22 protein-coding genes are annotated in these 25,910 nt (G+C 36.8%); 21 read left to right on the plus strand and 1 reads right to left on the minus strand.

The features are described from left to right. Positions 1–196: 196 nt before the first annotated feature. Genes yjbM through JF75_RS03450 form a run of 3 tightly spaced genes read left to right on the plus strand, consistent with a single transcriptional unit; the run spans position 197 to position 2,509 of the window. The gene (gene yjbM, locus JF75_RS03440; protein ID WP_046331846.1) at positions 197–826 is read left to right on the plus strand and encodes a GTP diphosphokinase; all 630 of its coding nucleotides are present in this window, start codon (positions 197–199) and stop codon (positions 824–826) included. After that, on the plus strand, positions 826–1,632 hold the full coding sequence (locus JF75_RS03445) for an NAD kinase (RefSeq protein WP_046331847.1): 807 nt from the start codon (positions 826–828) through the stop codon (positions 1,630–1,632). Before yjbM ends, JF75_RS03445 begins: the two co-directional genes overlap by 1 nt. Then, positions 1,619–2,509 (plus strand): RluA family pseudouridine synthase, encoded by an 891-nt coding sequence (locus tag JF75_RS03450; protein ID WP_046331848.1) that lies wholly within the window; start codon positions 1,619–1,621, stop codon positions 2,507–2,509. The genes JF75_RS03445 and JF75_RS03450 overlap by 14 nt, the downstream gene beginning before the upstream one ends. Positions 2,510–2,575: 66 nt before the next feature. Here the strand turns inward: JF75_RS03450 and JF75_RS03455 are convergent, their stop codons facing one another. Continuing rightward, positions 2,576–3,610 (minus strand): lactonase family protein, encoded by a 1,035-nt coding sequence (locus JF75_RS03455; RefSeq protein WP_046331849.1) that lies wholly within the window; start codon positions 3,608–3,610, stop codon positions 2,576–2,578. Between the two features lie 170 nt (positions 3,611–3,780). Here JF75_RS03455 and JF75_RS03460 point away from each other — a divergent pair, with 170 nt between their 5' ends. The 18 genes from JF75_RS03460 (at position 3,781) to JF75_RS03545 (ending at position 25,757) form a co-directional block, all read left to right on the plus strand. Then, positions 3,781–6,537 carry a cation-translocating P-type ATPase gene (locus JF75_RS03460; protein WP_046331850.1) on the plus strand — a complete coding sequence of 919 codons (2,757 nt, stop codon included), beginning with the start codon at positions 3,781–3,783 and terminating at the stop codon, positions 6,535–6,537. Positions 6,538–6,616: 79 nt separating this feature from the next. Further along, positions 6,617–6,997, plus strand: coding sequence for a PTS glucitol/sorbitol transporter subunit IIA (locus JF75_RS03465; protein ID WP_046331851.1), 381 nt, complete (start codon positions 6,617–6,619; stop codon positions 6,995–6,997). Positions 6,998–7,010: 13 nt separating this feature from the next. Then, positions 7,011–8,237, plus strand: a complete 1,227-nt coding sequence (locus tag JF75_RS03470; RefSeq protein WP_046331852.1) for an AI-2E family transporter — start codon at positions 7,011–7,013, stop codon at positions 8,235–8,237. Positions 8,238–8,274: 37 nt separating this feature from the next. After that, positions 8,275–8,832, plus strand: a complete 558-nt coding sequence (locus tag JF75_RS03475; protein WP_046331853.1) for a tRNA (cytidine(34)-2'-O)-methyltransferase — start codon at positions 8,275–8,277, stop codon at positions 8,830–8,832. Position 8,833: 1 nt separating this feature from the next. Then, positions 8,834–9,226, plus strand: coding sequence for a DUF1149 family protein (locus tag JF75_RS03480; protein ID WP_045927779.1), 393 nt, complete (start codon positions 8,834–8,836; stop codon positions 9,224–9,226). A 19-nt stretch (positions 9,227–9,245) separates the two neighbouring features. After that, positions 9,246–11,696, plus strand: coding sequence for an FtsK/SpoIIIE family DNA translocase (locus tag JF75_RS03485; RefSeq protein ID WP_046331854.1), 2,451 nt, complete (start codon positions 9,246–9,248; stop codon positions 11,694–11,696). A gap of 160 nt (positions 11,697–11,856) precedes the next feature. Further along, positions 11,857–12,585, plus strand: a complete 729-nt coding sequence (gene ymfI / locus JF75_RS03490; RefSeq protein WP_046331855.1) for an elongation factor P 5-aminopentanone reductase — start codon at positions 11,857–11,859, stop codon at positions 12,583–12,585. A gap of 65 nt (positions 12,586–12,650) precedes the next feature. Then, the gene (locus tag JF75_RS03495) at positions 12,651–13,781 is read left to right on the plus strand and encodes a helix-turn-helix domain-containing protein (RefSeq protein WP_046331856.1); all 1,131 of its coding nucleotides are present in this window, start codon (positions 12,651–12,653) and stop codon (positions 13,779–13,781) included. A 23-nt stretch (positions 13,782–13,804) separates the two neighbouring features. Beyond that, positions 13,805–14,365 (plus strand): CDP-diacylglycerol--glycerol-3-phosphate 3-phosphatidyltransferase, encoded by a 561-nt coding sequence (gene pgsA / locus JF75_RS03500; RefSeq protein WP_046331857.1) that lies wholly within the window; start codon positions 13,805–13,807, stop codon positions 14,363–14,365. A gap of 160 nt (positions 14,366–14,525) precedes the next feature. Continuing rightward, a complete protein-coding gene (locus JF75_RS03505) occupies positions 14,526–15,704 on the plus strand; it encodes an ABC transporter ATP-binding protein (protein ID WP_046331858.1) in 1,179 nt (392 codons plus the stop codon). 2 nt (positions 15,705–15,706) lie between these two features. After that, positions 15,707–16,330, plus strand: a complete 624-nt coding sequence (locus JF75_RS03510; protein WP_045927785.1) for an ABC transporter permease — start codon at positions 15,707–15,709, stop codon at positions 16,328–16,330. Between the two features lie 43 nt (positions 16,331–16,373). Beyond that, positions 16,374–17,279 (plus strand): osmoprotectant ABC transporter substrate-binding protein, encoded by a 906-nt coding sequence (locus JF75_RS03515; RefSeq protein ID WP_046332926.1) that lies wholly within the window; start codon positions 16,374–16,376, stop codon positions 17,277–17,279. Continuing rightward, positions 17,279–17,944 carry an ABC transporter permease gene (locus tag JF75_RS03520; protein ID WP_045927786.1) on the plus strand — a complete coding sequence of 222 codons (666 nt, stop codon included), beginning with the start codon at positions 17,279–17,281 and terminating at the stop codon, positions 17,942–17,944. The genes JF75_RS03515 and JF75_RS03520 overlap by 1 nt, the downstream gene beginning before the upstream one ends. Positions 17,945–18,091: 147 nt before the next feature. Beyond that, a complete protein-coding gene (recA, locus tag JF75_RS03525; RefSeq protein ID WP_046331859.1) occupies positions 18,092–19,204 on the plus strand; it encodes a recombinase RecA in 1,113 nt (370 codons plus the stop codon). A gap of 136 nt (positions 19,205–19,340) precedes the next feature. Next, the gene (rny, locus tag JF75_RS03530; RefSeq protein ID WP_379859265.1) at positions 19,341–20,969 is read left to right on the plus strand and encodes a ribonuclease Y; all 1,629 of its coding nucleotides are present in this window, start codon (positions 19,341–19,343) and stop codon (positions 20,967–20,969) included. Between the two features lie 157 nt (positions 20,970–21,126). After that, the gene (locus tag JF75_RS03535) at positions 21,127–22,119 is read left to right on the plus strand and encodes a helix-turn-helix domain-containing protein (RefSeq protein WP_052726865.1); all 993 of its coding nucleotides are present in this window, start codon (positions 21,127–21,129) and stop codon (positions 22,117–22,119) included. A 14-nt stretch (positions 22,120–22,133) separates the two neighbouring features. Further along, the gene (locus tag JF75_RS03540) at positions 22,134–23,939 is read left to right on the plus strand and encodes an FAD-dependent oxidoreductase (protein WP_046331861.1); all 1,806 of its coding nucleotides are present in this window, start codon (positions 22,134–22,136) and stop codon (positions 23,937–23,939) included. Between the two features lie 21 nt (positions 23,940–23,960). Next, entirely contained in the window at positions 23,961–25,757 is a 1,797-nt protein-coding gene (locus JF75_RS03545; RefSeq protein WP_046331862.1) for an FAD-binding protein, read from the plus strand. Positions 25,758–25,910 lie beyond the last annotated feature (153 nt).

The raw sequence follows: 25,910 nt of genomic DNA on the forward strand, positions 1-25,910 counted from the left end.
ATGATAGTATAGCCTAATTGAAATTAATAAATTTATAATATTATTAAAAGGTTTAATGTGCAAGAAATAAGACTTTATAATAACCTCCTGGTTTTGTATAGGAAATTGCCATTTTATTAAGGCAAATCATCATATGAAATTGCTATCATATAATTTATGTTAAAATGAATATGCTGTTTGAGAAAGGGTTATTTCTATGAATTATGATTGGGATAATTTTTTATGGCCATATGAAGAGGCCGTGCGAGAATTAAAGGTGAAGTTTCGTTCTTTAAGACAAAGTTTCTTAACCAAAGGAGAACATTCACCAATAGAATTTGTAGTCGGCAGAGTTAAAACTGTTGATTCAATTAAGGAAAAAATGCAAAGGCGTGTTATCAGTCCGGATGTGATTGAGACTGATATGCAAGACATAGCAGGAATTAGGATAGTCTGTCAATTTGTCGATGATATTTACAAGGTGGTAGACTTAATACATGCACGTGATGATATGGAAGTCATTGAAGAACGTGATTATGTTAAAAATGCTAAGCCTTCAGGCTATCGCTCTTATCATATGGTTATTTCTTATACGGTTTACCTGCCAACCGGATCCAAAAAATTATTAGCCGAAATTCAAATTAGGACTCTAGCAATGAATTTTTGGGCTACTGTTGAGCATACTCTTAATTATAAATATCAGGGTTCTTATCCAAAAGATATTTCTGAAAGACTAAAATCTACTGCAGAAACGGCATATAAACTTGATGAAGAAATGTCTTTGATAAAAGATGAAGTACAAGAAGCGCAGAAGGTTTTTACTAAAAACAAGGGTAAGGAAAAATAATGAGAATTACAATTGCCCATAACACCAATCAAGAAACTTTAAGGGTGGTAGCGCACTTGCGAAAATTGTTAGAAACTAAAGAGGGCGTTGTCTTTGATGCCAAATATCCAGATGTAGTTATTACTGTCGGCGGTGATGGAACTTTGATAAATGCCTTTCACCGATATGAAAATCAAATTAGTTCAATTCGCTTTATTGGCATCCACACTGGACATTTGGGCTTTTATACTGATTGGCGTGGTCCTGAAGTCGATAAAATGGTAGATGCATTGTTTTTAAGGGAACCTGAGTCTGCCAGCTATCCGCTGTTAGAGGTGGAACTTCTAACTGAAGCTAATGAAAAGAAACACTTTTTAGCTTTAAATGAGTCAGCAGTAAAGCGCATTTCACATACGCTTGAAGCTAAAGTTTACATTGATGATCAGTTATTTGAAAATTTCCGGGGAGATGGCTTATGTATATCAACTCCTACCGGTTCAACTGGTTATAATAAGTCACTTGGTGGTGCTGTGATTCACCCAAGACTTAAAGCCTTGCAAATGGCAGAAATAGCTTCAATTAATAACCGAATTTTCAGATCATTATCTTCGCCAATAGTGTTGGCACCAGAGCAGTGGATTACTGTCATACCTGATGCTGACCACTGCGTTATGACTGTTGATGGCCGTCGCATTAATGTCCGCAACGCTAAACAAATTGAATATCGTATTTCTAGTAAGGAAATTCATTTTGATCGTTTTGGGCATACTCATTTTTGGTCCCGTGTTCAGAGCGCCTTTATTGGAGATAAAGATGACACCATTTAAAGTTATTGTACAAGACAAAGTTCCCAAGAAATTAGGAGCTTTTTTACTGAAAAACGGTTTTTCAAAAAGAGCAGTGAATAATGCTAAAAATGCGGGTGGAATGATTCTTGTTAATCATAAAAGGCGCTATACAAACTTCATTTTACATGTTGGCGATGAAGTGATTTTCATTCCGGGTCAGGAAAAGCATAATCCATGGCTCATACCTTCGCAAAAACCTATTGAAGTTGTTAAAGAAACTGAAAACTATCTGGTTGTTAATAAGCCTGCAGGGATTTTATCGATTCCTTCTCGCTACGATGATAACGCACTCGTTAACCAAATTTTAGGTTATTTTGAGCGCAAAAAAAGTGTGAATATCAAGCCACATATTGTAACGCGACTCGATCGCGATACTTCTGGTTTGGTTTTAGTTGGGAAAAATGCTATTGCTCATGCTCGTTTTAGTCAGATCGATAAAACTCAATTTATTAAAAAATATCATGCAATAGTTCATGGCAATTTTGCGCCGGAAGAATTGACAGGAGTGATAGATCAGCCTATTGGTCGCAAAGGAACCTCAATTGTGCGCAGCATTGATTCCACTGGCAAGAATGCTAAAACTGCTTATAAAGTGATTGCTCAAAAAAGCGGAGCCAGTTTAGTAGAACTGCGCCTATATACCGGTCGAACTCACCAGATTCGTTTGCATATGCAATATCTTGGTCACCTCTTATATGGAGATCCATTATATGGGCAAAAAGATAATTTCAAAAGGCAAGCATTAAATTGCTTTCACTTAGAATTTCCTGATCCCTTCAAGAAAGAGAGGCAAGTTAGTATTGAAGTGCCCGATCCACATGATATGCAGGAATTATGGCATAATATTCCAAAATAGTTTTAGTAAATGTAATAAAAAAGAGTTGTCATTATATTAGACAACTCTTTATTTGTTATAGGAAAATTATTCACTAAAAAGTACGCGAGTACCTTCGGGAACAAAAATATTTTTTTGCACAGGAGTCAAACAGCCATTTTCCGCGTCCCTGGTATATAAAGTAGCATTATCTGAATTTTGGTTGGTTGCCACCACATATTTTTCATCTCTGTCCCAGTTAAAATCTCGCGGAAATTCACCAAAAGTTGAAATTCTCTGACGTAACTGCAGGGTATGATCATCATTAACTGCAAAAACAGTGATAGTATCATGGCCACGATTAGAAGTGTAAATAAATTTACCATCATGGCTAATTTTTATGGCCGCTGCGCCATTGTGATCGGAATAATCATCAGGGATGGTTGAATAAGTGGCAATACTCTTAAATTGCCAATTTGTCTCATCAAACTTGACTAAATTAATTTTGCTTGAAAGCTCACCGACAACATAAAAATAATTACCGTCAGGGCTGTAAACAATGTGGCGACTGCCGAAACCGGGTTCGTTTTGATATTTTGCTAAATGATGCAGCTTATTATTTTTAAAACTGTAAAAATCAACACAGTCATTACCTAAATCACAACTTACAAGATTTCCTTGTGGTGTTTGATCAAAAAAATGCGGGTGGGGGCCATCAGCTTGCTCAGGACAAGGTCCTAAGCTATCTGCAGTGTGAGTCACTGAATCCAAAAAAGTTAACTTGCCCTCATCATCAAATGAGAATACGGCTAATACTGCTGTATGGTAATTGGCAGTATAGAGCAATTTCTTTTTCTGGTTAATGCCAATATAAGCTGGTGACGAACCGGGAGTTAAGTAAGAATCTTTTTCCTGATACTTACCATTAACTAGTTCAAATGAACTGATGCCACCCTTAGCGCCAGCGTTATTAATAGTAAAAATAAGCTTACCATCTTGGACAAAGTATGTTGGACCTCCAACTTTTATTACTTCTTTAGCTGGTCCCATCTGCATTTCTAGTCCGTTTTCAGCAAGTGTGAGTGGTAATTCATAAATTCCCGTTGACTTTTTTTTAGTGTATCCGCCGATTAATAATTTCATGCTTGAAAAGCCTCCAATTTCATTTATAATTGTCTCAATAATTAGTATAGCATGACACGCAATTGTAAAAATATTGAGTGACTTTAACATTTTAAAAAGTGTTAAAGTATGGTGTCGGCTTTATTTATTAGTTTAAAATTGAAAGTTTTGAAATAAGAGGTATGTTGGGAATGGAAGAAAATAAAATTCGAGAGCTTTATGCTAAGAATGATATTTCTGAAGTTTATACTAATCTTCACTCATCTTCTGCAGGCTTAACTTCTGCAGAAGCAACCGCAAGATTGGCTAAATATGGTCGTAATGAAATAAAAAAGTCTCAAGAAGAGTCTGAATGGAAGACTTTTTTTAAGAACTTTATTAGTATGATGGCAATCTTGTTGTGGATTTCCGGAGCTGTAGCGATGTTCAGCGGTACCATTGAATTGGGAATTGCCATTTGGATGGTTAATATTATTAACGGTTTGTTTAGTTTTTGGCAAGAAAGAGCTGCTAAAAGAGCCACAGATGCTTTGAATAATATGTTGCCAACCTACGTTCAGGCAATTCGTGACGGTAAAAAAGCACAGATTGATGCTAAAGAACTGGTTCCTGGAGATGTTTTTATTCTTCAAGCAGGTAATGCTATTCCAGCAGACGCCAGACTAATTACTGCCAGCTCGATGCAGGTTGACCAAAGTGCCTTAAACGGTGAATCCGTACCTGAATCAAAAACAACGGATTACGCACCGGGCGAAGGCAGTTACGCTGAAGCTAACTTGGTTTATTCAGGAACAACCGTTGGCTCAGGCACAGCTCGTGCAATAGCATTTGCGACGGGAATGAATACTGAATTTGGTAAAATAGCGCAGTTAACCCAAAAGCAAAATAAAGTCGATAGTCCACTAACCCAGGAATTAAACCGTCTGACAAAGCAATTATCAATTATTGCTGTTTCGATAGGCGTTTTATTCTTGATTGCAGCAATTTTCTTTGTTAAATATCCGTTTGCTAAAGCATTTATTTTTGCTTTAGGGATGATTGTAGCTTTTATCCCAGAGGGATTATTGCCTACTGTAACTCTTAGCTTAGCTCAGGGTGTTAAACGCATGGCCAAAAAACATGCACTGGTTAAGGAATTAAATTCTGTTGAAACACTAGGAGAAACTACAGTTATTTGTTCAGACAAAACGGGTACTTTAACCCAGAATCAAATGACTATTCATTACATTTGGACTCCTCAAAATGAATATAAAGTTACTGGCAATGGCTATGTCAATAATGGCCAGATTGAATTAAACAATAAGCAGTTGTGGTATGAAGAAAATCCCGACTTGCATAAGTTGGTTCAAATAGCATCTTTGGACAACGATACTGCTGTTCAACCCAGCAAGGTCAAAGGAGGTAAGCCCAAAATTTTGGGCACCCCAACTGAAGCCTGTTTAATTATTATGGCTGAAAAAGCAGGCTTTGATCGGCAAAAAGTTTTGGTCAAATATCCTCGATTAAGAGAACTGCCTTTTGACTCTAATAGAAAGCGTATGTCAACGATTCACCGCTGGAATGATCACCAATATATCATTTTTACTAAAGGTTCATTCAGTGATGTGATTAAGCAGTGTGACCAAATTCAGGTCGATGGTAAAGTTCGCGCTCTGACTGATGATGATAAGAAACGCGCTGAAAAACACAACGCCGACTATGCTGCTAAGGGTCTTCGCAGTATGGCTATGGCTTATCGCATTGTAGAAAAAGAAAATGCTGATGTTACCAAGCTAACTATTGAAACAGCTGAGCAGCATTTAGTATTTGTAGGCTTGACCACAATGAGTGATCCACCTCGGCCAGAAATATATAACGCTGTTAGACGTTGTCACCAGGCAAAAATTAAAATTATCATGGTTACTGGGGATTCCAAGTTGACAGCAAAATCTGTTGCAGTTCAAATTGGTTTGACCTCTGACAAGGCACGAGTCATATCTGGTGATGAACTAGAAACCATGAGCAATGAAGATTTACGAGAAGCATTGAAAGGAGAAGTGATTTTTGCTAGAGTAGCTCCTGAACAAAAATATAAGGTCGTTAAAACTTTACAGGAAAATGGTGAAATTGTAGCTTCTACTGGTGACGGAGTTAACGATGCACCTGCTTTGAAGCAGGCAGATATTGGTATAGCAATGGGCTTGACTGGTACAGATGTAGCTAAAGATGCTGCTAATATTATTTTAACTGATGATAATTTTGCGTCTATTGTGGCCGCAATTGAAGAAGGCCGTGCCGTTTACAGCAATATCCGTAAGTTTTTAACCTATATTTTGACTTCTAATGTGCCAGAGGCCTTTCCATCAATTTTATTCTTGTTTTCTGGAGGCTTAATTCCTTTACCGATGACAGTAATGCAAATCCTGACAGTCGATTTGGGAACGGATATGTTGCCAGCATTAGGACTTGGTGGGGAAGCTGTTGATCCGGATGTTATGAAACAAGCACCGAGGAAGCATAATGAGCACCTGCTTAACAGAAGCGTCATTATTAAAGCATTTTTGTGGTATGGTTTGATTTCCAGTGCTATCTCGATTGGTGCATATTTCTTTGTGAATCTCCAAAATGGCTGGCCGCATGTGCCATTAGCTGCTGATGGTCCAGTTTATATGCGCGCAACGACAATGGTTTTGGGAGCAATTATTTTTACACAGATTGCAAATGTCTTAAATTGCAGAACAAATAAAGTTTCACTATTTAAGAAAGGCATATTTAGTAACCGGAACATTTGGTATGGCATTATATTCGAAATACTGCTGTTTTTAGCTTTAACGGTTACTCCTGGCTTGCAGCAGTTATTCAATACGACTAGGTTATTACCGGTTGACTGGTTATTCTTATTCTGTTTGCCAATACCGTTAGTTATTATTGATGAAATTAAGAAATGGCTGCTTTACCATAAAAAATAAAGAAGTAACAAAAAAACCGCCTATATATTAGTTAAGCGGTTTTTGTTATGCTAAAATTAAAGCTTAAGGAGAACAAATTATGAAATGGACAGCAACTATTACAAAAATTGGTAAACAAGCTATTGAACCTAAGGGCAATATGGTAATTTTATTTGGTGAAAATGTCACTCCAGAATTAGTCGATGTTTCGGTTATTCAAAAATTTGATCCCCAAACTCCGCTTACTGGTTTTATTATGAAAAAGGGCGATACAGTTACAATCGATGGCCAGACCTATGTTGCTGACTTTGTTGGCTCCATGGTTGCCAGTGATATGAGAGCTTTAGGTCATGTTACCTTATTTTTTAATCAGAAAAAGTCAAAAAATCCACTGGCTAACGGTGTATATTTCACTTTAGAAGATAAACAGACAATGCCCGAATTTAATATCGGTGATGACATAATATATGAGCATATTTGATTAGGATGATTTGATGGACTACGAGAAGAAACATAAAAAAAGAACCATCTTTCAAAAATGGTTTTTGAATAATCGGTTTAGTATTGCACTACTAAACATTTTGTTGTTCTTCCTTGTGATTTGGTTGTTCAACAAAATATCATTTGTTTTAAATCCCGCTAAGGTCTTTGTAAGTGCGATTCTTCCCCCATTGATGCTGGCTTTGATTCAGTTTTATATTATGAATCCACTGGTAGATATTTTAGAGAGGAAGTTTAAAGTACCAAGGATTATTACTATTCTTGGGTTATTTGTTTTGGTAGCAGTTTTGCTCGTTTGGATAGTTAATACTTTATTGCCGATTGTTCAAAGTCAAATTAACTCGTTAATTGCGCATTGGCCTCACATCTGGAAAGACGCTACCAATGCCGTACAGAATTGGCTCAGTAATCCACAACTTCACAGTGTAAAGGGCAATATTAATGATGCTATCAATCGTGCTCAAGATATGCTCTTTAAATCAGGGCATGAAGCTATCAATGCGACTTTGAGCAATATTTCTTCGGCAATAAGTGTTGTAACCATTATTGTTATGACTCTGCTTACTGCACCCTTTATTCTTTTCTTTATGTTAAAAGATGCTCATAATCTGAGACCATATTTAACACAATTTGCACCGAAGCGCTGGCAAAAAAGTTTTGGTGAGCTTCTTTACGATATTAATACTGCACTAGCATCTTATATTAGGGGACAACTTACTGTTGCCTTTTGGGTCGGAATTATGTTTGCCATTGGTTACAGTATCATTGGCCTTCCGTATGGCATTGCCCTGGCCGTTTTAAGCGGTATTCTTAACCTTATTCCATATTTTGGTACTTTTATTTCCTTTATACCTGTAATCGTGATTGCTATTATGCTTTCCGTGCCAATGGTAATTAAAGTTTTGGTTGTTTTTGCAATCGAACAGACCATTGAATCTCGAGTTATTAGTCCTTTGGTAATGGGAAACAAGATGGAAATGCATCCTGTTACTACTATTTTATTATTGATTGGCTCAAGTTCTGTTTGGGGACTTTGGGGCGTCATTTTTGGTATTCCAATTTATGCTATTTTAAAAATCATCATTTTACGTGTTTATAATTATTACCGAAAGGTTTCCCAGGTATTCAGGGAAGATGAAGAAGATGAAAACTTCCAAAATGCCGCTGAAAGCCAAAAAATTTTGAGCACGGAATCAGAAGAAAAACCGCCAAAAAAATAATTCTTATTTGTTAAAAATTTAGTGAAGGAGAAACAGATTGACAAATCACGTAGTGTTATATGAACCACTGATGCCGGCCAATACTGGTAACATTGCTCGGACTTGTGCTGGAACTAATACAGTTCTTGATTTAATTGAGCCATTAGGTTTTCAAATTGATAATAAAAAAATGAAACGAGCGGGTTTAGATTATTGGGATAAAGTTGATGTTCATGTACATGAAGATCTTAATGCATTCTTGAGACAACTTGGGCCACAAGATGAAATGTATCTTATTTCTAAGTTTTCTTCCAAAAATTATGCGGAAGTAGATTACACAGATTTTGCAAAAAATTACTACTTTGTATTTGGTAAAGAAACAACTGGTTTACCTGAAACATTTATGCGGGAATATTACGAACGCAATTTAAGAATACCAATGTCTAATAATATTCGTTGCTATAATTTAGCCAATTCGGTAGCAATAGTTTTACTTGAAGCATTGCGGCAGCAGGGTTTTCCTAACTTAGAAACTGCACATCATTATGAAAATGATAAATTAAAAGATAGCTACAATCGCCCTGAGCGGTATGAAAGAAATTTAGGAGGAAACTAAGATGGATTTTGAAAAAGAAACTCCTGTTATAGTCAAAAACTTTCATTATGATATTAATGAAGAGCCGGAAACTAAAGATCAGGTTAATTTTGGCTTGAAAAAGGTTGAAAAACAAAATGATGATGGCACAACTGATGCTGGTACTGACGGCAATTATTTTGATGTAACCGTTGTTTTTGACGTGGCACCTGCGCCAGGAGATTTTTCAGTAAGCGGAATGATTAGTCAAATCGTTAAAATTAAAGATTATTTTGGTGATGGCAGTGACCTGGAAAAAACAGATTATAAATTGCTTAGTCGGCCATTAGTCGAATATATTGAAACCCTTACTTATGAAGTTACTCAAATTACTTTGGATGAGCCAGTTAATTTGAACTTCCAAGCAAATTTTTAATTGTTGATTAGGTAGCATTATGCCTAAAAAGAAAAGGAGAAAAACCACCAAGGTTCATCAGAAAAATCAAAATACTGGGATTACCTGGGCAATTATTGGACTGATACAAATTATTATTTCAGTTTTGGCATTTGTTAAATATGGAATTTTAGGTAAACAAGTTGCTAATATGTTTCGTTTCTTCTTCGGAGATTCCTATTTGTTAGCAGCTGGAATTTGCATTATTTTTGGTCTGGTCATGCTAATTTACAACAAGCCCATGCACTTTAAATTTAAACGCAGCTGTGGCCTGTTTTTTGCAATACTGGGATTTTTATTGATCCAAAGCAGCATTTATTTTGAAAGGCAATTTGTAAATAATGCATTTATGAATGCTTTTTGGCATGAAATTTCTGCTGAATTTGGTCGCATGGCCGTTACTAAACATGTTGGGGGAGGAGTCATTGGTGCATTATGCTACCAAATATTTTATCCTCTTTTAGGTCATATAGGTTTGCGTGTAGTTGCAATCTTACTGATTCCATGCGGTATTTTGATGTTCTTTGATGTAAAGTTTGCCACGATAATCCAAAAATTCCAGCAGGTTAGTCAGCTTTTTATTAATAAAAATAAGGCAGCCGGAACGAAAATAAAAAATAAATACGGTTCTTTCAAAGAGAAAAAGCAACAGAAAATCTCGGAGGAACAATCTCAGAATTCACAGGAGACAGCGGTATCTAAAAATATGGTTTTTCCTGATGTTGATGATTTTACTGTTAATGACCAATCTTCTGAAGAATTTGCAGATACTCAGGATATAGACGATGCAGTTGCTAATGAATCTGAATTTGGCGATATGCCAGAGCATGCTCCGGTTGAGCCGCAAATTCAGGTGGCCAGTCAAAATGATAGTCAAAAAGAGAGGAGGGTAACTAGTTCTAGTAGTAGTTTATCCAAATCACATTCTTTTGCTGCAGAAGATAGAAAAATTAAACAAGAATTAGGTTCTGTTGATCATGGCGAACTTAAACAGGACCAAAAAGTTAGTCCCAATTACCAAAAGCCACCTTTAGCCTTACTTGATAGCATTAAGAACACTGATCAAAGTACTGATAAGGCTCTCATTCGCAAAAATACGCAAACTTTACAGTCTACTTTTAAAAGCTTTGGCGTCAAAGTTATCATTAAAAAAGCAATTTTAGGACCTACAATTACACGGTATGAAGTTCAGCCTGCTGTTGGGGTTAAAGTTAGCAGGATTGTAAATCTAGCAGATGACTTGGCTCTGGCCTTGGCTGCAAAAGATATCAGAATAGAAGCACCTATTCCAGGTAAGCCATATATTGGTATAGAGGTGCCTAACAAAAATACTTCAGTTGTTGCTTTTAAAGATGTAATGCAAAGCCAAGATAATAAGGCTAAGAAAGACCCTATGCAAGTACCTTTGGGAAAAGACGTTAGTGGTCAAACTATCTCAGCAAACTTAACGAAGATGCCGCACCTTCTCATTGCTGGTTCAACAGGTTCTGGGAAGTCTGTTGCCATCAATACGATTTTAACGAGTATCTTAATGAAAGCACTGCCGGATCAAGTTAAGTTGATTTTAATTGATCCTAAAATGGTTGAACTTTCAGTTTATAATGGCGTGCCACATTTGTTGATACCGGTAGTAACAGATGCCAAGCTGGCCGCAAATGCTTTAAGTAAAGCTGTTAAGGAAATGGAACGTCGCTATAAATTATTTGCCGCAAGTGGTGCCCGTAACATTGGTGAATTTAATGATAAGGTTCGACTTAATAACCAGGATAAATCCAAGCCAGCAATGAAACCATTACCATATATTTTGGTCGTAGTTGATGAGCTTAGTGATCTGATGATGGTTGGCGGGCGCGATGTTGAAGGTGCTATTGTCCGTTTAGGGCAAATGGCTCGTGCTGCAGGAATTCACATGATCCTTGCTACTCAAAGACCAAGTGTTGATGTTATTACCGGTTTAATTAAGGCAAACGTGCCATCTAGAATTTCCTTTGCTGTCTCAAGTGGCATTGATTCAAGAACAATTTTAGACCAAACTGGAGCTGAGAAACTGCTCGGCAGAGGGGACATGTTATATATGCCGGTTGGAGCGTCTAAGCCTGAGCGTATTCAGGGAGCTTATGTTTCTTCTAGTGAAGTTGAGAAAATAATTTCTTGGGTAAAGAAACAACAAAAACCTGAATATGACCAAGGTATGATTCCGCAAAAAGGTCAAGAAAATTCTGAGAAACAAGATGAGGAACCAGAGGATGAATATTATGATCAGGCTGTTGAACTGGTCAGACAGCAACAAACAGCTAGTGTGTCACTCTTACAAAGAAGGTTTCGCATAGGTTATAATCGTGCTGCCCGAATTGTTGATGCGATGGAAGAAAAAGGCATTGTAGGACCGTCTGAAGGTTCAAAACCTCGTCAGGTATTATTACCACCCAAAAAAGATGAAGACAAAAGCTAATTTTTAAGAAAGTTTATCATGTCGCTTTATTAGTTCAAACTTGCCAAAAAATAATGTTAAAATATAATCGAATATGAATGCATAACTGAATTTATTTTTAAAAAATAGTTTAGCTATATGGTCATCTTCATACAATTTTAAAATAAAAGGAATGTTTTAATTGCAGCGAGCGCTTGTATTTGGTGCAACAGGTGGCATTGGTCAAGCTATTTGTGCTGACTTAGCCCAAGCTGGTTGGTCTCTTTATGTTCATTGCAGTCAAAATTGGCAGAAAGCTTATACTATGGCTGAAGGAATGAGTCAGAAATATCCTGATCAGGACTTTATTCCGATAAAATTGGATTTTTTGGCTAAAAATGATGAGTTAAAAAAATTTGTGAATAATCTTTTGCCAGTAAATGCTGTTGTGTTTGCTCAGGGAATTACAGATTATAATTTTGTTAGTAGTCAAAATATGGCAAAAATTGATGATATTTTGCACATCAATTTGCTTACACCAATTAAACTAACAGGATTATTAGAACCCCATTTGATAAAAAATGATTATAGTCGTATCGTTTATTTAGGTTCAGTTTACGGTGGTTCAGGCAGTGCTATGGAAGCTGTCTACAGTTCTTCTAAATCAGGTCTTGAACGTTTCGCACAAGCATATTCTCGTGAGGTTGCTTCGGCCAATCTTACGGTAAATGTTGTAGCACCTGGTGCTGTTAATACAGCAATGAATTCAGTATTAGCACCTGAAGCAATGGAAGAAGTTAGAGGCGAAATACCTGTTGGACGTTTAGCAGAAGGCAATGATATTTCCTATTGGGTTAGGACACTACTTGATGTTCATTCAGGATATTTAACTGGACAAACCATTTACGTTAGTGGTGGCTGGCTCATATAAATGTAAAAATAATATGTAGTATATGTTATACTCAAAGAGTAAATTTAGAATTTAAAGAGGTAACTATGGCAGATATCGGAGATAAATTACGCAGTGCCAGAGAGGCTAAGGGACTTTCAATTGAAGATATTGAAAAAGCAACCAAAATTCAAGGCAGATATCTGACGGCGATCGAGCAAAACGATTTTGATAAACTTCCTGGAGATTTTTATGTAAGAGCATTTATCAGACAGTATGCCCAAATAGTCGGTTTGGATGGTAAAAAGCTTTTGAGTGAATATCATGAAGATATTCCTAAGGCTGAGCCTGATGAATTTGTCGAAGATTCGATTGACAACAAAAGTGAAGAAGTCCGTAAAACTACTAGTAACAAGAAAAAAATATGGCAGGATTACCTGCCACGAATTATTGTTGGCTTAGGAATAATAGTCGTTATTTTGGTATGTTATGTTGTTTATGCCCATTTTTCTTCTAGTCGCAATCAAAATAACAATACAGCTGGGGATGTTTCTGTTTCTTCAGATAATGGTAAACGTAAGCAAAAGGTAAAGAAACCTAAAAAGAAAAGCGTTAAAATTAAAGAATTGGCCATAAATCAATTTCAGATTACTGGTCTAAAAAATAATCGTAACTTAGTCGTGCGGGCTGGTGATCAAGCTACTACCGTTTCTATTGCAATGAATGGGGTAAACCAAAGTGGTCAGACATTAACTGCGGGTCAAAAGCATACACTAAGGATTCCTGAAACCGCTCAAACAGTTGTTGTTACATTCAGTAATGCTATTGGAACTTCAGTTACAATTGGTGGTAAGAAAGTTCCTTATAATTCTCAGAATTCGAATCTCACTTTGACCTTCTATATCGGTAAGCGTCATAGCAGTCAGAGTAATCAAACTCAAAACGGCCAGAATAATTCTGGAACCACTAATTATAATTCCGAACATAGTAACTCAAATCATCAAAATCAGAGTCATAATCAAACTGGCGGTCATAGCAATAGCAATAACAATAATACTAATGACAATAATCATTCTAGTTCGACCAATAGCCAAGAAAATAATCAAAATAATAACCAGAGTAATCAGAATGGTCAGTCAAGTCATGACGGCAGTCAGTCAAATAATAATGATCACAGTAGTGAATCTGGTCATTCTGGAAGTAATTCTTCCAGTGGGAATGAAAATAATGAAAGATAACTATTTTGGAGGAAAAGTTAAGAATGAATTTACCTAATAAGTTAACTGTTTTTAGAATATTATTAATACCAGTTTTTATGTTAATTGTCATTTTTGGTGGCGATGCCAGCGTTAAAGTAGCAGGAACAACTGTTTATTGGAAATTAGTCATTGCTGCTGTTGTTTTCGCAGTTGCATCTGCAACCGATTGGTTTGATGGGCATATAGCGAGATCACGTAATTTAGTTACCAATTTTGGTAAATTTGCAGACCCGCTCGCAGATAAAATGCTGACTATGACTGCTTTCATAATGTTAATTTCGTTAAATCTGGCTCCGGCTTGGGTTATCGCTATTATAGTTTGTCGTGAATTGGCAGTAACAGGTTTGCGTTTAATACTGGCAGAAAATAAGGGCCAGGTTATGGCTGCAGCCATGCCCGGTAAGATTAAAACTACTTGTCAAATGCTATCAATTATCTTTTTATTAGTTGGAGATTTCTATCATATAGGAACTATTTTACTATACATTGCACTAATCTTTACTATTTACTCAGGTTGGGACTATTTCCACAACTCATGGGATGTTTTTGAAGGTTCAATGTAAATTTAATGACAGGTTAAATTAGGAAAAAGCACTACTATAAGTGGTGCTTTTTTGTGCATGAATTTTAATATAAAAGTCTGTAAAAAATGCTGATTGTTGATTAAGTTACATTTACTTGTTAGGATTAGATTAAGGGAATATTGGAAAAGGAGGAAATTTTATGGTAGAAAAAGTACCAGCAGTTGAATTTAGGGATGTATCAAAAATATATCCTAAGATGAAAAATGCAGCTGTAAAAAATATCAGTTTCAAAATAGAAAAAGGTGATTTTTGCTGCCTGATTGGTACCTCCGGTTCAGGAAAAACTACTTTAATGCGTATGATAAATCGCATGAATAGTGTAACTAAGGGTGAGGTGCTTGTTGACGGCAAGAACGTTAAAAGTTTTAACCCAGTTAATTTACGGCGACATATAGGTTATGTTATTCAGAATAATGGTTTAATGCCTCATATGACCATCAGGGAAAATATTATTTTAGTACCCAAATTACTAAAGTGGCCTAAGGACAAGCTTTCTGGTGAGGCGCAAAAGCTTATTAAAATGGCCGAATTACCTGAGTCGTATTTAGACAGGTATCCTTCAGAGTTATCGGGCGGTCAGCAACAAAGAATTGGAGTTGTGCGTGCATTAGCGGCAAATCAAAATTTGATATTAATGGATGAGCCCTTTGGTGCACTGGATCCAATAACTCGTGAAAGTTTGCAGAATTTAATTCAAAATTTACAAGTGCGATTAGGCAAAACAATTGTTTTTGTCACTCATGACATGGATGAGGCATTAAAGCTTGCAACTAAAGTAGTTGTTTTGCATGATGGGCAGTTGATCCAAGTAGGAACACCCGACCAGATTCTACATCATCCTGCAAATGACTACGTTAAAAGCTTGATCGGTGAAGAGCGCTTGTCAGAAGCAAAATATGAAACTGTAAAAGTTAAAAATGTGATGTTGACTAACCCAACTAAAATAGATTTAGGAGCTTCGCTCACTGACGCTTTAACCATGATGAAAGAGCATCGCGTCGACACTCTTTTAGTCGTTGATAATGGAGACCATCTAAAAGGCTACATTTCAATTGATGATTTGCAACGCAATTACCCTAAAGTAAGTAGTGTCAGTGATATTTTGATTACTAAACTGGGTACTGTCGGTCCTGAGGAATATCTGCGTGATAATTTTAGTCGAATTATGAGCCGGAATAAGAGTTACATACCAGTTACAGATTCAGATAAAAAATTAGTAGGTATAGTCACTCGTGCTAGTTTGGTAAATGTTGTTTATGAAAAAATATGGGGCGATAAAAGTCACCTGCAAAATTCTTCAGAAAAAGAGGCGAAATAATAATGTCAGCCTTTTTTGCACAACATGGTTCAGAATTATTAGTAAAAACCTGGCAACAAATATATATTTCTGCTATTTCTTTAGGGTTAGGAATAATAGTTGCAATTCCATTAAGCGTTGTATTAATGAAATTTAAGCGAGTTGCTAAAGTGGTGATAGCAATAGCCAGTATGCTGCAAACTATACCCGCTTTGGCTTTGCTGGCGATAATGATACCGTTTTTTGGTGTTGGCAAAGTACCAGCAATCATTGCTCTTTTTCTTTATAGTTTAATGCCCATTTTACGTAACACTTACGTAGGACTAACTGATGTTAATCAAGATACAATTGACTCTGCTAGAGGTTTAGGCATGACTAATATGCAGCTTATTTTAAAAGTTGATATTCCTTTAGCAATGCCCGTAATTATGGCAGGAATCAGACTTTCTGCAATTTATGTAATTGCCTGGGCAACGCTTGCTTCATATATTGGTGCTGGCGGATTAGGAGACTTTATTTTTAATGGACTCAGCCTCTATCAAACGGATTTGATTTTTGGAGGAACGATTCCAGTAATTATTTTGGCACTTCTTACGGATTACCTATTGGGTAAGCTGGAACGTAAGCTGACTCCAAAAGGAATATAAGGAGGTGTTCATCGTGAAAAAGTATTTGCAAAAAATATTGTTGATGATAACCGCCTTGCTCATAATGCTTACTGCTAGTGCTTGTGGTTTACCCGGACTTTCTGATAGTCAGGGCAGTGAAAAAAATATTAGAATTACGGCCCTGACAACCACTGAGTCGCAAATTATGGCTAATATTGTTGCCCAATTAATTGAGCACGAGACTTCATATAAGACTTCTATTGTTAATAATTTGGGGTCTGCACCGATGCAGCACCAGGCTTTGTATCGTCATGATGCTGATATTCAAGCAGCTGCGTATGATGGTGGCGAGTTAACAGCTAATTTGCTGTTACCTGCGATTAAAGATTCCAAAAAGGCAAATGATACAGTTCGCAAAGAAGTAAAAAAGAGATGGGACCAAACCTATTTGCATACCTATGGTTTTGCTAATAATTATGCCTTTATGGTTAGAGCAAAAGATCAAAAGAAATATCATCTTTATAAAATTTCAGATTTAAAGAAAGTTAAAGACAAATTTTCTTTTGGTGTAGCATCCGAGTGGGTAAATGCTCCAGGAGTGGGTTATCCAGCTTTCCAAACAGCTTACGGAATGACTTTTGCTAAAGCCCATCCTATGAACATTGGTTTAGTTTATTCTGCTTTGAATAGTGGGAAAATGGATGTTATTTTGGGCTATTCAACAGATGGTCGAATTGACAGCTATAATTTACATCTCCTAAAAGATGATAAGCATTTCTTTCCACCATATAATTGTGGGATGTTAATCAATAATTATTTATTGCGTGAGCATCCTGAATTAAAACCAATACTGACTAGACTAGTTGGCAATGTGAGTGTGCATGATATTCGTAAAATGAATTTTCAAGTTGATGACAAGTTGCTTGAGCCGTCTATTGTTGCACATCAATTTTTAGTAAAACATAATTACTTTAGGGGGGAGAAATAATGTCTCATTTATCATTGTGGCAGCAATTTATTTATTATTATGTCCATAATGGCAGTTATGTATTAGAACAATTTAATCGTACTTTCCTCATTTCAATCTATGGGGTCCTATTTGCTGCAATTATAGGTATTCCAGTGGGAATTTTTATTTCTCGCAATGGCCATTTAGGTGATTTTGTTGTTGAAATTGCTAACTTTATCCAAACAATCCCATCTTTGGCTCTTTTATCCATCGTAATGATTGGCTTAGGCTTGGGCGTTATGACTGTTATCGTAACTGTTACGCTTTATTCACTTTTGCCTATTATTAAAAACACATATACTGGTATGAGTAATGTTAATAAAAACGTTATTGATTCCGGAAAAGGAATGGGTATGACAAAGTTGCAGCTGCTTTACATGGTCCGTTTGCCCTTATCAATGTCAGTTATTATAGCTGGTTTAAAAAATGCTTTGGTCATAGCTATTGGTATCACTTCAATTGGTTCGTTCGTTGGAGCAGGTGGCTTAGGGGACATTATTATTCGCGGCACTAATGCTACTAACGGCAGTGCAATTATACTGGCTGGTGCCCTTCCTACAGCATTAATGGCGATTTTGGCAGATGTCATTTTGAATTTTTTGCAGAAAATATTACAACCAAAGGGATTAAAAAAGGCAAACTAAAAAAGTTTTTGGCAATTTTTACGTAATTATTATTGTGAATAAAATTAATAAACATTTGTTCGCCTTTTTTCTTGCAAATATACACTAAAGCAAAGTATAATTATTACGTATTAAAATGATAAAACTATTTATAGGAGGACAAGAGTCTTGGCCAAAGATGAAAAACAAGCTGCATTGGAAAATGCACTTAAGAAAATTGAAAAGAATTTTGGTAAAGGCGCCGTCATGCGAATGGGCGATAAGGCCGACACCAAAATTTCGACTGTTCCTTCAGGTTCGCTTGCTCTTGATGCGGCCTTGGGAGTTGGCGGCTATCCCCGTGGTAGGATTGTAGAGATTTATGGACCAGAGTCTTCTGGTAAAACGACAGTTGCTTTACATGCGGTCGCTGAAGTGCAAAAAAGAGGTGGCACCGCTGCTTATATTGACGCTGAAAATGCCATGGATCCTGCTTATGCAGAAGCACTAGGTGTTGATGTTGATTCGTTAATTTTATCCCAGCCTAACACTGGTGAAGAAGGATTACAGATTGCGGATACATTGATTACGAGTGGTGCGATTGACATTTTAGTAGTTGATTCAGTTGCTGCACTTGTGCCACAAGCTGAAATTGATGGCGAGATGGGTGACAGTCATGTCGGACTGCAAGCCCGTTTAATGAGTCAAGCATTGCGTAAACTTTCAGGTAATATTAATAAGACCAAAACCATAGCAATTTTTATTAATCAAATCCGTGAAAAAGTTGGGATCATGTTTGGTAATCCTGAAACTACACCAGGTGGTCGTGCACTTAAGTTTTATGCTACTATTCGGCTAGAAATTAGGAGAGCAGAAAAAATTAAACAAACTGGTGGTGAAATCACTGGTAACCGCGTAAAAATCAAAGTTGTTAAGAATAAAGTTGCTCCACCTTTTAAAGTTGCCGAAGTTGATATGATGTACGGCAAAGGTATCTCGCAAAGTGGTGAACTTCTAGACATGGCTGCTGACAAGGACATTATTGCTAAAGCTGGTTCTTGGTATTCATATCATGATGAACGAATTGGGCAAGGACGAGAAAATGCCAAAAAGTATCTTGAAGATCATCCTGATGTTTATGATGATGTTCAAAAACAAGTTCGTCAGGCTTTCGGCATTGATGAAGAATCCGTAGCTGAAAGAGAAGATCCAGAAAAAATAAAAGAGAAAAAAGCTAAAGAAGTTGCAAGCAAAGAAAAGGAAGCTTCTGCTAAAAAAGAAGCTGACAGCAAAAGTAGCTAATTATGAGGAAATAGACCTTGACCTGTGAAAACTGGTTGAGGTTTTTTTCTTGTCGTTTGACATAATCCCTGTGGTTCTTTATCATTAATATTGTGTGAATAATCTAAAAAAATAAAAAAAGGCGATAGAAATCATGATGAGTAAATTTTTGATTCCCGTCGCGATTGCTATTATTTCAATTATAGTAGGCATAGTTGTAGGATACGCTATACGTAAAAACATTTGGGAAAAGAAAGCCCAAAATGCTCAAAACGATGCCGATCATATTTTAACCGAAGCAAAAGCACGAGTCGATGCTGCTAAGGCAGAAGTCAATGCACAAAAGCAGGCAGCTGACGCTATCAAACAAAGTGCGCAAAACACCAAAAAAGAAAAAATTCTTGAAGCTCAAGAACAAATTCAAGATTATCGACAAAAAGTTGAAGATGAATTAAACGACAAACGTGATACAATAGCACGTGATCAAAATCGCTTAACGCAACGAGAGGATACTCTTGATCATAAAAACTCTTTGCTAAAAGAAAAAGAGGATGATTTAGCTAAAAAAGACCAACAGCTAGAAAATAAGCAAACTGAATTAACCACTAAGTTGCAAAAGGCAGATGAATTAGTCGAACAGACTACACAAAAGCTATATGAAGTTGCTCACTTGGACAAGGAGCAGGCACAAAAGCTTGTTTTAAATCAATTGTCAGACCAATTAGTTAAAGAACGAGCAGAAATGATTAGTAATAGCAATCAAGAAGTGAAAGCTAAAGCTGACCATTATGCACGTAAAATAATTATTGATGCTATCCAAAGCAGTTCTGCTGATACGGTAGCTGAAACTACGGTATCAGTAGTTGATTTGCCTAATGAGGAAATGAAAGGCCGAATTATCGGTCGTGAAGGGCGCAATATCAGATCTTTTGAAGCGCTAACGGGAGTGGATCTAATTATTGATGATACTCCTAAAGTTGTGACACTAAGTGGTTTTGATGCCATTAGACGTGAAATTGCAAAAAGGGCAATGGAACGTTTAATTAAAGACGGAAGAATTCACCCAGCTAGAATTGAAGAGACAGTTGATAAAGCTCGTAAAGAAGTTAATGATGATATTTACGAAGCTGGCGAAAGCGCTCTAATGGAACTGGGGATTCACAAAATGAATCCGGAGTTGGTCAAAATATTGGGTAGACTCAAGTACCGGACATCATATGGTCAAAACGTTTTGGGTCATTCGATTGAAGTTGCAAAACTAGCTGGAACAATGGCTGCGGAGCTTGGATTAAATGAGAAATTAGCGGTTCGCGCGGGATTATTACACGATATTGGAAAAGCAGTCGACCATGATATTGAAGGTTCACACGTTGAAATAGGCGTGGAATTGACCAGGAAATATCATGAGCCGGATGTGGTTGTTAATGCAATTGCAGCACACCATGGGGATGTGCCGAAGCTATCATTTATTGCTGAACTGGTAGTTGCAGCAGATACAATTTCTTCTGCAAGACCTGGTGCTAGAAGCGAGAGTTTGGAAAACTACATTAGAAGACTTACTGACCTGGAAGAAATAGCTAACAGGTATGAGGGGGTTAAGCAGGCATATGCTATTCAGGCTGGACGTGAAGTCCGCGTAATGGTTGAGCCTGATAAGATTTCAGATGATCGGATTACAGTATTGGCACGAGACATTCGTAACCAAATTGAAAAAGAACTTGATTACCCGGGTAATATTAAAATAACAGTTATTCGTGAAAAGCGTGCTGTAACAATTGCAAAATAAAGTATAAGGTTGAATTTTAAAAATTCAGCCTTTTTTGTTTATTTCTTTTTTATAAATATGACTAAAAAGTGGCGTATTTTAACATATATTATCGTAAAGAAACATATTTTGCTAAAATGAAAGGGTATACAATTGAAATTGAATGGAGGAAACTGCTGTGAATCAAAAAATAACAATTGAGCTGAAAGATTTTTTGCAAGAGCTAGGGTATCCATTTGATTCTATTTCGGGGTTACTTGATTCCAGCGTTATGGACAAATATCTCAATGCCAAGTGGATTAAGAATTCGCATGTATTTGAGGTGCTTGATAGAAAAGCAAGTGATGAGCAGTTGCTGGCTTGCAGCGATGTCCGAAATTTTTACCAGTTTGTTCCTCCATATTTTGCTGCATTATCAAGCATAAACGGAATACAAGCAATTTCCCGTTTGGCAACTTACCAGCAGCTTATAGGACCAATCGAAATGGGAAGATTTAAAGAAGGTGAAAATTTAAGAATCCATATTAGATATTTAGATCAATATCGTAAATACTCACGATTTAGTTTACTGGTTGATCAAATTTCTCTGGTTAGTCTGATTAGAGCAGGAACAAATAAAACTATTATCCCTGTGTCTATTGGTAGTAAATACAAATATGGATCAAAAATTAATAGTTATTTAGGCATTAAAGGTCAAAATAGTTTAGATAATTATTTGGTGTTTAGAAAGTGTGATTTAGAACAACCTTTTATAACTAAGAACGATGTAATGTGGAACTTTATTGAACCCGGTTTAAAAAAGTACATTAAAAAATTAAATATTAATCCTCCAATTTCAGCCGTTGTGCAAAACACTCTTTTTAAGCTGATTGCTGGTGGTAATTTTCAGCTAAAAGATGTAGCAAATAAACTGGGTATTTCTTCACGGACCTTGCAAAGATGGCTGCAAAATGAGGGTACTACATTTAAAAAGCAACTCAGTATTGTGCAAAAAATTTTGGCACAAAATCTGCTTCAAGATAAAACTTTAAATACTGCTGAAGTAAGTTTTTTAGTTGGTTTTAACAGTGTTGCCTCATTTTATAAGGCTTTTAAGAAGTGGTCCGGGGTAACAGTCAGAGAGTACCGACTGCAAAAAATTTTACAATCTAATAGCATTAATGCAATTTAATTTGGGAGAAAAAAATGTTTTTAAAAGATAACGAATCATGGAATGCAACTTATGACGTCGTGGTAATCGGTTTTGGCGGAGCAGGTGCTACAGCAGCGCGTTTTGCCGCAGATAAGGGAGCTAAAGTTCTTCTAGTTGACAGTGCGCCAGAAGGACATGAAGGTGGTAATACCAGATACTGTGGTCAGATTGTTGAAGCAGGTTATGATTATGACAAGCTCAAAAAGTATTATCAAAAAATGACTGCTCCACTTGATTTAGATGAGCAGGTGCTTGAAACTTTTGTAAAAGGGATGGTCAATTTGCCGGATTACTTTGAAAAGTATCTCGGTGGTAAAGCATTTAGCGTAAAAAATAATCCAGGTAACAAAAATGTTGCTATGTTGGCATATATGAGTGCAGAATATCCTGAATTTGAAGGGGCAGATACCAATGACGACCTGCTGGTGCATGATCAGATATTCGATGCAGCTCTTTGGAAAAAGCTGCGCCAAAACGTTTTAGACCGCAGCGATCAGATTGATGTACTTTATTCAACACCAGCAAAGCATTTAATCCAGGATCCTGATAAGACAATTATAGGTGTACAGATTGAAAATAAAGACAAGCTGTTCAATGTTCAAGCAAAAAACGGTGTAGTTTTAGCGCTAGGTGGATTTGAAAATAACGAACAAATGGTTCAGGACTATTTAGGTGAAACTAATTTACTGCCATACGGAACGCTTTATAACAATGGCGACGGTATCAAAATGGCTATAGAAGTTGGTGCAGATTTATGGCATATGAATAATTATGAACCTGGTGGAACTGTTAATTTAGCTGCTCCTAAAGGTCAAAGAGCTCATAATATTATGGCCTGGAAAGCATTATTTGCCGGTTCACTGATCACAGTTGGCGATGATGGTACACGTTATGTAGCAGAAGACGATCCAACGCGTCATGGTCATCGCTATAATCATGGTCTTTGGAGAATCCCTTTAGCCCAAGTGCATCCTCATATGATTTTTGACCAGAAGAAATATGATGAACTATTCTCAGCTGAGAATGATGAATTTCAAAAGGAAGCTTTAACTAAAGTAGTTAAGTCAGAAACTATTGCTGACTTAGCTCAAGAAATAAAAGTTGATCCGGCAGTTTTAGAAAATACTTTGAACACATATAATTTCTTTGTTGATCAGGGAGTCGATTATCAGTGTGGACGTAAGCCAGAATCAATGGTCAAAATTGCACTTACAGGTCCGTTCTATTCTTTAGCTCAGCAACATACGATGTTAAACACTCAAGGTGGACCACGTCGAAATGAAAATGCTGAAGTCATAGATACAGATCAGAAAGTTTTGCCACACTTATATGCTGCTGGTGAGCTGGGTCATATAGGTGCAAATCAATATAATGGCGGGGGTGACATGGCTGACTGCTTAATATTTGGTAAAATAGCCGGAGAAAATGCCGCCAAGACTAAAGATGATCAAGTAGTCTCAGGTGCCAGTGCTAGTGAAAATAATACTGATGCTGCATTTCCTGAATCTGAAGGTAAACAAGAAGATTATTCCACTGCTGAAAATCAATATATTGGCAAATCAACAAGCGGCATGGGCAATGAAATAGTAGTGCGAATAACAGTTGACAGTGATAAGCGTCCAACCAATATTGAAGTTTTAAAAGAAAGTGAATCTCCTGACTACGGTGAAAAAGCGATTAAGAAAATGAAACAAGAAATGCTGACTAACAAAACAGTTAATGTAGATGCTGTATCTGGAGCTTCTGCATCAAGTCGTGCATTTAAAGAGGCTGTTGAATCTGCGTTAAATCAAGCTTAGTTTCTAACGAAAGGATAAGAAATGGCAAATTTAAAAGATGGCGTTTATCAGGGACAAGGTTCTGGTAATCGTGGTGAAGTTAAGGTTTCGGTAACAGTCAAAGACAATAAAATTACGGATGTAACAATTGATCAACAGGATGAAACTTCTGGTATAAGCACTGCTGCTTTAAAAAAAGCACCAAAGCTAATTGTTGAGCATCAGTCATATAATATTGATGCAGTCACTGGTGCAACTATTAGTTTTCAAGCTGTTCAAAAAGCAGTTAAAGACGCTGTTTCAAAGGCTGGCGATCCCAGTGGTCTTGATAAAAAGGTTGATTTGAGAAATACTGCAAAAAAGGTTAATGGTGAGGACTACCGTAACGTTAATCCAGATGATTTGCAATTTGAAGATCAAACAGATATTTTGGTAATCGGAGCGGGAGCTGCTGGTCTTTCAGCTTCTATTGCTGCTAGGCAAAAAGGTGCTGCAGTAATTTGCTTGGAATATACTTCAAGTTATATGCTGTCCGACATGACTCTGTCTGGCGGTTATTACAACGCTGGTGGGGGCACTAGTTTGCAAAAAGCCCAAGGAATAGCTGATACCAAGGAAAACTGGAATAATTATTTAAAAGCAGTTGGTCAAGGCTATGAAGATGCGGACATGAGAGAAACAATTGTTGAACATGGCGCAGAAGATTATGAATGGCTGGCTGGTGAAGTTGGTGTCAATTTTCAAGAAGTCCAAGAAATTGGCAATGAAGAAGCAATGAAAGACTATGCGACTCCAGCAGCTAGATCTCATTTAACTGTCGAAAAAAGTGGCTATGGTTTGTCAAAGCCGCTTTACAATAAGGCAAAAGAAGTTGGCACAAAATTTATTTTTAATATTACAGCTGAGAACTTAATAACTGACGAGAATAATAATGTAGTTGGTGTACATACTAATAAGGGTAACTACAAAGCTCAAAGTGTTGTTATTGCTACAGCAGGCTTTTCTCGTAATAAAGAAATGCTTAAGAGTTTTGCGCCTGATTTTGCTGTTGGAGAATCATATGGTTCAATCAGACAAATGGGTGATGGTATCACTATGGGCGCTGAAATTGGCGCTAAGTTAAAAGATATGTGGATGCCAATAGCAAACTCAATTGGCACTCAATCCGGCGATAATGTATGTATCGGTCCTCTGTGTACTGCCTGGACAAAGCCTTACATTTGGGTAGGCACAGATGCTAAAAGACACTTTAGGGAAGATATGTATTTTGAATATGCCTCTAAGAAAATCGCAAGTCTTGATCAAGGCTACGTTTGGTTAATTTTTGATGAAGGCATGGCAAATGAAATGCCAGCTGCTTTTTCAGCACCAGCTCCGTCACCACATTTAAAACGTGAGGTAGAAGATGGTTACTTCAAGAAAGCTGATACGATAAAAGAATTAGCTCAGCAGATTAACCTAAATCCGGAGGTATTAGAGAAAACAATTAAAAAGTGGAATAATGACATTATTAAAGGAGAAGATACAGAATTTGGTCGTCAAAAAGATTTAACAGCTTTTAAAGCACCATTTTATGCTGCTAAACTGGCTCCTTCAACACCTGACATGGCAGGTGGATTAGCTATTAACACCAAAGCAGAAGTTCTGGACAATTTTGATAAAAAGATAAACAATCTTTATGCTGCAGGAAGTACTACAGGTGGTTGGCGCGGAATGACTTATCCTGGATGTGGAATGGGCATTACTAATGCTGTTGTTTTTGGAAGAATAGCTGGAGAAAGTGCGGCAGCCAATGTCAAAGCGGAGGCTGATACGAGTTCAGCTGCCTCTCAAAGTTAGTTTTTATATCTTACAGATTAATCAGAACTGGATTCATTTGAACCCAGTTCTTTTTATATTAAATAACAGTTTTTTGTTAAAAAATACTTGTATTCAATTAACCTAATTTGTGCATTTTTATTCCACCTTGTATAATTAAGACAACTATAAATG

This window comes from Lactobacillus kimbladii (assembly GCF_000970755.1).
Classification (GTDB): Bacteria; Bacillota; Bacilli; order Lactobacillales; family Lactobacillaceae; genus Lactobacillus; species Lactobacillus kimbladii.

Bases quoted from the DNA above. Each gene is read 5' to 3' on its own strand.
- yjbM (WP_046331846.1), top strand. From the start codon at position 197: ATGAATTATGATTGGGATAATTTTTTATGGCCATATGAAGAGGCCGTG.
- JF75_RS03445 (WP_046331847.1), top strand. From the start codon at position 826: ATGAGAATTACAATTGCCCATAACACCAATCAAGAAACTTTAAGGGTG.
- JF75_RS03450 (WP_046331848.1), top strand. From the start codon at position 1,619: ATGACACCATTTAAAGTTATTGTACAAGACAAAGTTCCCAAGAAATTA.
- JF75_RS03455 (WP_046331849.1), bottom strand. From the start codon at position 3,610: ATGAAATTATTAATCGGCGGATACACTAAAAAAAAGTCAACGGGAATT.
- JF75_RS03460 (WP_046331850.1), top strand. From the start codon at position 3,781: ATGGAAGAAAATAAAATTCGAGAGCTTTATGCTAAGAATGATATTTCT.
- JF75_RS03465 (WP_046331851.1), top strand. From the start codon at position 6,617: ATGAAATGGACAGCAACTATTACAAAAATTGGTAAACAAGCTATTGAA.
- JF75_RS03470 (WP_046331852.1), top strand. From the start codon at position 7,011: ATGGACTACGAGAAGAAACATAAAAAAAGAACCATCTTTCAAAAATGG.
- JF75_RS03480 (WP_045927779.1), top strand. From the start codon at position 8,834: ATGGATTTTGAAAAAGAAACTCCTGTTATAGTCAAAAACTTTCATTAT.
- JF75_RS03485 (WP_046331854.1), top strand. From the start codon at position 9,246: ATGCCTAAAAAGAAAAGGAGAAAAACCACCAAGGTTCATCAGAAAAAT.
- JF75_RS03495 (WP_046331856.1), top strand. From the start codon at position 12,651: ATGGCAGATATCGGAGATAAATTACGCAGTGCCAGAGAGGCTAAGGGA.
- pgsA (WP_046331857.1), top strand. From the start codon at position 13,805: ATGAATTTACCTAATAAGTTAACTGTTTTTAGAATATTATTAATACCA.
- JF75_RS03505 (WP_046331858.1), top strand. From the start codon at position 14,526: ATGGTAGAAAAAGTACCAGCAGTTGAATTTAGGGATGTATCAAAAATA.
- JF75_RS03510 (WP_045927785.1), top strand. From the start codon at position 15,707: ATGTCAGCCTTTTTTGCACAACATGGTTCAGAATTATTAGTAAAAACC.
- JF75_RS03515 (WP_046332926.1), top strand. From the start codon at position 16,374: ATGATAACCGCCTTGCTCATAATGCTTACTGCTAGTGCTTGTGGTTTA.
- JF75_RS03520 (WP_045927786.1), top strand. From the start codon at position 17,279: ATGTCTCATTTATCATTGTGGCAGCAATTTATTTATTATTATGTCCAT.
- rny (WP_379859265.1), top strand. From the start codon at position 19,341: ATGAGTAAATTTTTGATTCCCGTCGCGATTGCTATTATTTCAATTATA.
- JF75_RS03540 (WP_046331861.1), top strand. From the start codon at position 22,134: ATGTTTTTAAAAGATAACGAATCATGGAATGCAACTTATGACGTCGTG.
- JF75_RS03545 (WP_046331862.1), top strand. From the start codon at position 23,961: ATGGCAAATTTAAAAGATGGCGTTTATCAGGGACAAGGTTCTGGTAAT.